The sequence below is a fragment of the Nocardia sp. CDC519 genome, from assembly GCF_059509835.1.
Map to the genome: position 1 here is coordinate 2,264,715 of NZ_CM183377.1, position 8,608 is coordinate 2,273,322.

At 67.6% G+C, this 8,608-nt stretch carries 9 protein-coding genes; 3 read left to right on the top strand and 6 right to left on the bottom strand.

The window, feature by feature from the left end; genetic code table 11:
* The first annotated feature begins 24 nt into the window (after window positions 1-24).
* Window positions 25-1,509, top strand: a complete 1,485-nt coding sequence (locus tag AC5W7N_RS10105) for an MFS transporter (RefSeq protein ID WP_280212441.1) — start codon at window positions 25-27, stop codon at window positions 1,507-1,509.
* A gap of 23 nt (window positions 1,510-1,532) precedes the next feature.
* Here AC5W7N_RS10105 and AC5W7N_RS10110 read toward each other — a convergent pair whose 3' ends face one another.
* From AC5W7N_RS10110 to ehuB, 6 genes are all read right to left on the bottom strand, one after another.
* Window positions 1,533-1,949, bottom strand: a complete 417-nt coding sequence (locus AC5W7N_RS10110; RefSeq protein WP_280212440.1) for a PPOX class F420-dependent oxidoreductase — start codon at window positions 1,947-1,949, stop codon at window positions 1,533-1,535.
* 47 nt (window positions 1,950-1,996) lie between these two features.
* Window positions 1,997-2,740: a peroxide stress protein YaaA gene (gene yaaA / locus AC5W7N_RS10115; protein WP_195019691.1), complete on the bottom strand. Its 744-nt coding sequence runs from the start codon at window positions 2,738-2,740 to the stop codon at window positions 1,997-1,999.
* Window positions 2,741-2,886: 146 nt separating this feature from the next.
* Window positions 2,887-3,642 (bottom strand): ectoine/hydroxyectoine ABC transporter ATP-binding protein EhuA, encoded by a 756-nt coding sequence (gene ehuA / locus AC5W7N_RS10120; protein WP_163812013.1) that lies wholly within the window; start codon window positions 3,640-3,642, stop codon window positions 2,887-2,889.
* A 28-nt stretch (window positions 3,643-3,670) separates the two neighbouring features.
* Entirely contained in the window at window positions 3,671-4,318 is a 648-nt protein-coding gene (gene ehuD / locus AC5W7N_RS10125; protein ID WP_163811773.1) for an ectoine/hydroxyectoine ABC transporter permease subunit EhuD, read from the bottom strand.
* Window positions 4,315-5,037: an ectoine/hydroxyectoine ABC transporter permease subunit EhuC gene (ehuC, locus tag AC5W7N_RS10130; protein WP_163811775.1), complete on the bottom strand. Its 723-nt coding sequence runs from the start codon at window positions 5,035-5,037 to the stop codon at window positions 4,315-4,317. Before ehuC ends, ehuD begins: the two co-directional genes overlap by 4 nt.
* Window positions 5,038-5,053: 16 nt before the next feature.
* A complete protein-coding gene (gene ehuB / locus AC5W7N_RS10135) occupies window positions 5,054-5,920 on the bottom strand; it encodes an ectoine/hydroxyectoine ABC transporter substrate-binding protein EhuB (protein WP_495923571.1) in 867 nt (288 codons plus the stop codon).
* A 345-nt stretch (window positions 5,921-6,265) separates the two neighbouring features.
* Between ehuB and AC5W7N_RS10140 the strand changes: the two genes are divergently transcribed.
* Window positions 6,266-8,023 carry a proline--tRNA ligase gene (locus AC5W7N_RS10140; protein ID WP_163811779.1) on the top strand — a complete coding sequence of 586 codons (1,758 nt, stop codon included), beginning with the start codon at window positions 6,266-6,268 and terminating at the stop codon, window positions 8,021-8,023.
* 223 nt (window positions 8,024-8,246) lie between these two features.
* Window positions 8,247-8,608, top strand: a 362-nt coding sequence (locus AC5W7N_RS10145; RefSeq protein ID WP_495923572.1) for an FAD-dependent oxidoreductase, incomplete at its 3' end; no start/stop codon positions are given.

The following is an 8,608-nucleotide window of genomic DNA, read 5'->3' on the forward strand; positions in this document are numbered from 1 at the left end:
GACCGTCGATTACAGTGACTCCCTGTGCTCGACAAAGCCGCTGCTACGACGCAGTACCCCGTGACGCGGCGGGCCTTCGGGCTCGCGATCCTCGTCCTGAGCGGACTCCAGCTCATGGTGGTGCTCGACGGCACCGTGGTGATCCTGGCGCTGCCGCGATTGCAGGAAGAAATGGGGCTGTCCAGCTCCGGCAGCGCCTGGATGGTGACCGCCTACGGCCTGCCCTTCGCCGGCCTGATGCTGCTCGGCGGCCGGATCGGCGATTCCTTCGGGCGGCGGCGGATGTTCCTGCTCGGTGTCTCACTGTTCACGCTGGCATCACTGCTGTGTGGACTGGCCCAGAACGAAGGCATGCTGATCGCGGCCCGCGCTTTCCAGGGCACCGGCGCCGCACTCGCGGCCCCCACCGCGTTCGCCTTGGTGGCCAGCACATTCGCACCGGGACCGGTGCGCAATCAGGCCTTCGCGATCTTCGGGTCGATGGCGGCGCTCGGCTCGGTCGGCGGACTGGTGATCGGTGGCGCGCTCACCGAGGTGAGCTGGCGCTGGATTTTCCTGATCAATGTGCCCATCGGCGCGCTCATCATCCTCGGCGCCGTGATCGCCCTGCGCGACACCACGCATCACCGGCTCACCCTCGACGTGCGCGGCGCGATCCTCGGCACCCTGGCCTGCGCGCTGATCGTGTTCGGCGCGACCGAAGGGCCGGAGTTCGGCTGGGACAGCCCCTACGTCATCGGTTCGCTGATCGGCGGTGTGGTGCTGCTGGTGGTGTTCGTGCTCGCCGAACGCGCGGTGGCCAACCCGCTGCTGCCGTGGTCGCTGTTCGATCACCGCGACCGCAACGCCACCTTCGTCATCATCCTGCTCGCCAGCGGCGTGCTCGGCGCCACCACCTACTTCGCCGGGCTGTTCGTGCAGAACGTGGTCGGCTACAGCCCGCTGGTGGCCGGGTTGTCGTTCATCCCGTTCACCGTCGGCATCGGTATCGGCGGCGCGCTGTCGTCGAAGCTGGCGATGCTGGTCGCGCCGCGGTGGCTGCTCAGCGGTGCGGCCCTGGTCCTGGTGGCCGGGCTGGGTTTCGGATCGACGCTCGACGGTGACGTCAGCTATGTGCCGACCCTGCTAGGGCTGTTCCTGGTGATCGGTTTCGGTATGGGCCTGGCCATCGTCCTCATCCCGCTGTGCGTGCTCGTCGGTGTGCCGCAGGACGAGATCGGCCCGCTGTCGGCGATCGGCCAGATGTTCCTGAGCCTCGGCACCCCGATCGCGATCGGCCTGCTGACACCGCTGGCGGCCTCACGCACGCTGTCCGAAGGCGGCCGTACCGGCAAGCCCGCGGATATGACGGCGGCCGAACTCGTCGCGCTCGGCAGCGGCTACACGTTGGTGCTGTTCGTCGCGGCCATCGGTGCGCTGCTGGTCGGGCTGCTCGCGCTGACCCTGCGCTACACCCCGCAGGAAGTGGCGCAGGCCCAGCACGCTCAGGAAGAGGCCCAGCAGGCCTGAACCCGGCGGACTCGGCAGCGGGTTCAGAGTCGGCCGACGACCTTGTCCGGTGTGACCCGCACGATGATCCGCTCGGCGTCGTGCACCGAGGCCGGATTGAACTCCCGGTAGGTCTTGCCGGTGTACTTCAGCGCCAGCTTGTCCGGCAGCGCTCGCTCCGGGTCGGGCGTCACGGTGGCCGAGCCCTTGATCTCGGCGTAGACGAAGGGCCGGTCGGGCGGGTTGATCATCACCGTGACCCGCGGATCGCGCATGACATTGCGGCCCTGCACCCGGCCGACGGTGGTGGAGAAGATCAGATCCTCGCCGTCGCGCTCGAGCCAGACGACGGTCAGATGCGGATGCCCGTCCTTGCCGACGGTGGCGACTGTGGCGTAGACGCGCTCTTCGTCCAGATACTTCTTCAGGTCATCGGACAGTACGGCTGTAGTAGTGCTCACAACACTCGCCAACACCCGGGTCTCCCGGCGCATTCCAGCCGCGGATCTCAGGTGATGATGAGAAGTTCGGTGGGGGAGGCGATCTCGGTTCGCAGCCCGGCCTTGGTGGCGATCCGGGCGACGGCGCGGATATCGGCCGGCTCGGCGCGGGTGAGCACCAGCGCGCGGGCGAGCAGGCCCTTGTGATGCTTGTTGAAATGCGAGACGACGGTGCGGGAACCATCGGGATGCTCGGTGAGCACGTTCGCGGTGATGGCGCCGGGGACGCGGCCGAGCTGCTGATAGGTGCCCGAACGCAGGTCGATCACCAGTTCGTCGCCGGCCTCGGCGCGCAGGGCATCGGGCAGCTGTTCGCGCCACACCGCCGACAAGGTGGGCAGGCCGGGCAGTTTCGACCCGCCGGAGAGCCGATACGCCGGGATCGGATCGCCGGCCCGCACCGCGCCGAACAGTGCCGAACCGATCCCGAGACGGGCGTAGGCCTTGGCCCGCTGCACCTTGGTGAACGAACGGGCATCGAGCGCGTCGTAGAGCACACCGGTGTAGCGCTCGAGCGCGGGCCGGGTGGGGGAGGTGCGCAACGCCGCGTTGCGGGCGATCTCCGTCTCCGCGCCCTTGCCGAGGCCGAGCGCGGCGCGCGAGGCCTCCGGATCGCCGGCCAGCCGTACCAGCTCCGCCAGCAATTTCTCCCGCACCGCGGTCAGCTGCGGCATCGCCAGCTCGCCGAGCTCCAGCGGCGCGCCGGTTCCGCCGTCGGACTTGGTTTCGGAAGGAGGTAGCAGCACCAGCACGAGCGACAACGGTAATCGGCGCCCGCCGGCCGGCCGGCAGCACCCCGGGACGCGGTCCCGGGTACTTCGGCGCCGAGAGACCGTTGGCCGCAGCCCAGCGGTGCCGCGGGGATGGTGTGAGCCGGCGGCGTGATGGGCGGCCGTCGTCAGCGCACCGCGCGTAGGAAGGCCCGGGTCCGCTCGTTGTGCGGGTCCTCGAACAGCTGCCGCGGCGGGCCCTGCTCCACCACGCGGCCGCCGTCGAACATCATCACTCGATCGGATACATCGCGGGCGAAGCGCATCTCATGGGTGACGATGAGCATGGTGATATCGGTGCTCTCGGCGATATCGCGCAGCAGGTCGAGCACATCGCCCACCAGTTCCGGATCCAGCGCCGAGGTCACCTCGTCGAGCAGCATCACCTTCGGGTCCATCGCCAGGCAGCGCGCGATCGCGACGCGCTGCTGCTGACCGCCGGACAGCTGCGCGGGATGGGCGTGCGCCTTCTCGGCGAGCCCGATCATCTCCAGCAGCTCCGTCGCCCGCGCGCGGGCCTGGCCCTTGGACCGCCCGAGCACATGCACCGGCGCCTCGGTGATGTTCTCCAGCACCGTCATATTCGGGAACAGGTTGAACTGCTGGAACACCATGCCGATCTTCTTGCGCACCGTACGCAGGTGTTTCTCCTTGGCGGGCACCAGCTTCGCACCGCGCTGCTCGTGCGTGAGTGGTTGTCCGTCCACCCAGATGACGCCGTCGCTGACCTGCTCCAGCGTCATCAGCAGCCGCAGGATCGTGGTCTTACCCGATCCGGAGGGGCCGATCAGGGTGACCTTCTCGCCGCGGCCGACGGTGAAATCGAGGTCGTCGAGCACCACCAGCTTGCCGAACCGCTTGCCCACCTTGTCGAAGCGGATCATCGCGTCCTGGTCGCGGCCGACCGTGTCGTCAGTAGTAGGCAAGACGCTTCTCCAGTCTTCTGATCAGTACAGACGTCGGGTAGCTCGCGATGAGGAAGAACACGCCGGCCAGGGTCAGCGGCTCCAGATATTGGAAGTTGCGGGCCCCGAACTGCTGGGCGGCGGTGACGAGTTCGACCACCGAGATGGCGAACAGGAACGGCGTGTCCTTGAACATCGACACCGCGTTGGTGCCGAGGGCGGGAACGCTGGCGCGGATGGCCTGCGGCAAGACCACCGCCCGCCAGGTGCGGTACGGCGGCAGCGACAACGCACGCGCGGCCTCCCACTGCCCGGTCGGCACCGACTCGATCCCGGCCCGGTACACCTCGGCCAGATAGCTCGAATAGTGGATGCCGAGCACGGTGATGCCGATCTGCAATGCGGAGAACTGCGGCAGCAGGTTGTAGGCGAACAGCAACTGCACCACCAGCGGCGTGAGCCGGACGAACTCGGCCACCGCATGCACCGGGGCCGCGATCCAGCGCGGGAACGACCGGCGCACGATCGCGATGGCCAGCCCGATCACCGCCGCGATCGCGAAACCGACGACGGTGGCCAGCAAGGTGATCTGGAAACCGTCCCACAGCACCGGCAGCGATTCCCTGGCGCGCTCCCAACTCCATTCGACGGTCATCGCGCCACCGCCTCGACCGGCTCGTCCGGGGCGAGCCGAAGCATCTCCCTGAGCGTCGGCCCACGGCCGAGCTTCGCCTTGGCGCGGGTTTCCACCAGGTTCATCAGCACCGTCAGCACATAGGCCAGCGCGAAATAGATCAGCAGACCGACACCGAAGGCGAACAGGGTGTCACCGGTGGATTGGCGCAGCTTCCCGATCTCGAAGGTCAAGTCCTGCAACGTGATGTAGGAGGCCACCGCGGTGCCTTTGAGCAGGTGGATCAGCAGGTTCGTCAGCGGCGGCACCATCAGCGCCCAGGCCTGCGGGAACAACACCTTGCGCAACCGCTGCCACGGGCTGAAATTCAGCGCGACCGCCGCCTCCCACTGCGTGCGCGGTACCGCGTTCAACGCACCGCGCACCACCTCGGCCCCGTAGGCGCCGTAATTGAGGCCGAGCGCCAGGATTCCGCAGAACACCGGCTCGAGCTGATAGCCGAACAGCGGCAGCACGTAGAACAGCCAGAAGATCTGCACCAGCAGTGAGGTGCCGCGGAAGAACTCGATCAACACCCGCGAGGTTCCGCGCAGCGCGAGATTGCGCACCCGCACCACGGTCCCGAGCAGCAAGGCGATCACGAAGGCCAGCGCGGCCCCGCCGAGCGTGAGTTGCAACGTGACGAGAATGCCGTCCCAGATCCCGGGAAGCGCCTCGCGCAACGCGTCCATATCGCTCATGGCGCGAACCGCTCGATCAGACTTCGCCCTTGCACAGCTGTTCAGTGGTCAGACCCGGATCCGGCAGCTCCCGCTCGGTGAACCCGAACGGACCGACGATGGCCAGGTAGCGCTCTTTGTCGGAGGTGATCTTCTTCAACTCGGCGTTATAGGCGTCCAGCAGGTCCTTGTCGCCGGTGCGGAAGACGGTGCCGCCCGCCCCGATCTGCGGTTTGCCGTCGATGACCGCCACGAACGACGGCGTCACCTCGACCTCGGCGCCGGGGGAATGGCTCTTCAACCAGTTCAGCGAGATCGCGGTCAACGCGAACACATCCGCGCGGCCGGAGGTGACCGCGTCCAGGCCGTCTTGCGGGCTGCCGACCAGCATGGCGTCGATGCCGAGGGCCGCGGCGTAGTCGGATTCGATGGCGCCGGTCATGGCCGCCATGCGCGCGCCGCTGTCCTTGACCGACTGCATATCCGTCAGGTTCAGCGGATTGCCTGACTTCACCATCAGCGCGGTCGTGTACATGAATTCCGGTTCGCTGAACGCGGCCTGCTCACAGCGTTTGGGCAGGATCGACATGCCTGCGCTCACCGCGTCGAAGCGCTGGGCCTGTAAACCGGGGATGAGCGCACCGAACTCGGTCTGCACGCCGTCGACGGTGTCGATGCCCAGATTCTTGAAGATCTCCCGGTGCAGGGCGACGGTCGCGCCGGTCAACTGCCCGTCCTGCTCGAAGGAGTACGGGGCCTCGCCGGCGAACCCGACGGTGACGGTGCCGCTGTCCTGCAACGTTCGCAGCAGTTCGCCCTCGGCGGCGGTATCGGTCTTGGTGCAGCCGGCCAGCATGGCCGCCGATAGCGATGCCGCGGCCAACGCCGCGGCCCAACGAACCATTCTCCGGTGTGTGTCGACCACTGCCTCACCTTTCGACAGGGGTGGCTGGCCATCATTTCGCGGAGATGATCGGGCGACCAGAATTATCGACACCCCCGCAGGTCAGCGGCCCTTTATGTGGTTGTGTGCGCCGGTATTTCGGCACTCCAACAGTATTTGGTTCGCATTCTTTACATGGCGAAAGTGATATTTTTGTGATCCAAAGTTTGGCGGCCTCCATTAATGGGTAATTTACTTTCCTGTTCGTGCGTCATGATCGTTTTCGGACCCTCTGCGCGCGCCCCGCGGTCGCGAACCGCTAATCCGGTGTCATCGGCCGTGGACCGGCGACTACCCTGTGCATCCGTGATCACCCGCCTCTCCCGCCTGTTCCTGCGCACCCTGCGAGACGATCCCGCCGACGCCGAGGTGCCGAGCCACAAGCTATTGGTGCGCGCCGGATACGTGCGCCGCGTCGCCCCCGGCATCTATTCGTGGCTGCCGCTGGGCCTGCGGGTGCTGCGCAAGGTGGAGCAGGTGGTGCGCGAAGAGATGGACGCCATCGGCGCCCAGGAGATCTCGCTGCCCGCCTTGCTGCCGCGCGATGCCTACGAGACCACGAACCGGTGGACCGAATACGGCGACGCGCTGTTCCGGCTGAAAGACCGCAAGGGCGCGGACTATCTGCTCGGGCCCACCCACGAGGAGCTGTTCGCGCTCACCGTCAAGGGGGAATACAACTCCTACAAGGATCTGCCGGTCACGCTCTACCAGATCCAGGACAAGTACCGCGATGAGGAACGTCCGCGCGCGGGCATCCTGCGTGGGCGCGAGTTCGTCATGAAGGACTCCTACTCCTTCGACCTCGACGAAGACGGCCTGAAGGCGAGCTACAACGCCCACCGTGAGGCCTACCAGCGCATCTTCGGCCGGCTCGGCGTCAAGTACGTCATCGTCGCCGCGACCTCCGGCGCCATGGGCGGCAGCGCGTCCGAGGAGTTTCTCGCCGACAGCCCCGTCGGTGAGGACACCTACGTGCGCTGTCCCGAGTCCGGATACGCCGCCAATGTGGAGGCCGTGGTCACCCCCGCTCCCGAACCGCTGCCGATCGAGGGACAGCCCGCGGCCGTCGTCCACGACACCCCAGGCACCCCCACCATCGCGACCCTGGTGGACTGGGCCAACGGCGCCGGTCTCGCCGAACGCTATGGACGGGCGGTCACCGCGGCCGACACCCTGAAGAACGTCATGGTCAAGCTGCGGCACCCGGACGGCAAGACCGAGATCGTCGGCGTCGGCATCCCCGGCGATCGTGAGGTCGACGACAAGCGCCTCGGCGCCTCGGTGGAACCGGCCGAGGTCGAGCTGCTCACCGACGCCGACTTCGCCGCCAACCCCTTCCTGGTCAAGGGCTACATCGGCCCGAAGGCGCTGCAGGCCAACGGTATCCGCTATCTCGTCGATCCGCGCGTGGTGACGGGGTCCTCGTGGATCACCGGGGCCGACGAACCGGGCAAGCATGTCGTCGGCCTGGTCGCCGGTCGCGATTTCACCCCCGACGGCACCATCGAAGCCGCCGAGGTGCGCGACGGTGACCCCTCGCCCGACGGACGCGGCACCCTGGTCTCGGCGCGCGGCATCGAGATCGGCCACATCTTCCAGCTCGGCTACAAGTACACCGACGCCTTCGAGGTCGATGTGCTCGGCGAGAACGGCAAGCCGGTCCGCCTGGTCATGGGCTCCTACGGCATCGGCGTCTCCCGCATGGTCGCGGTGATCGCCGAACAGCAGCACGACGACAAGGGCCTGCGCTGGCCCGCGTCGGCCGCTCCGTTCGACATCCACGTCGTGATCGCCAACAAGGACGCCGCCGCCCGCGAAGGCGCCGAAGCCGTGGTCGCCGGACTCGACGCTCAGGGCCTTGATGTCCTCTTCGACGATCGCACCGCCTCGCCCGGCGTCAAGTTCAAGGACGCCGAACTGCTCGGCATGCCGTGGGTGCTCGTCATCGGCCGTGGTTGGGCCGACGGCAAGGTCGAACTGCGCAACCGTTTCACCGGCGAATCCGAAGACATCGCCGCCGATTCCGCCGTCGACGCGGTGCTCGCCAAGATCCGCGGCTGACTGTGACGCACTGTCTACGCCCCCGGCTCCGAATCGGACCGGGGGCGTAGGCGTTTCCTGGCGTCGGTCGGCGGGTGGTCCGGCCGCCCGCCGCGCCGTGGTGCGGTACCCGAAGACTCGGCTCCCGCTGAGAGGGATGCGCCGGGCGCGGACAACCGCGATGCCGAGCACCATGGCCGGTGGACTCCGGGATGAGACCACCGGCTGTGGAAAGGATTTCGCTATGGGTGCCGTGCGGTTCGACGAGGAATTCGACGTGGTGGTCCTCGGGGTCGGGGCGGCCGGCGCCGCCGCGGCGCTGAGCGCGCACGCGGCCGGCGCGCGGGTCGTGGTGCTGGAGAAGGCGGATCCGGCGACGGCGGGCGGTAACACCAGGGTCTCCGGGGCCGGCTGGTTCATCAATCGCGACCCGCGACGCGCGGAGGTCTTCCTCCGTTCGCTGTGCGGGCCCTACCCGGTCGCCGAGGACGTCATCGCCACCTGGGCGCGGGAAACCACGCTCAATTCCGAGTGGTTGCGCGCGCTCGGCGCCGAGGGTAGTGGGAAGGCGAAAGAACCCAAACAGGGAGAAAATTTTAACCCCGA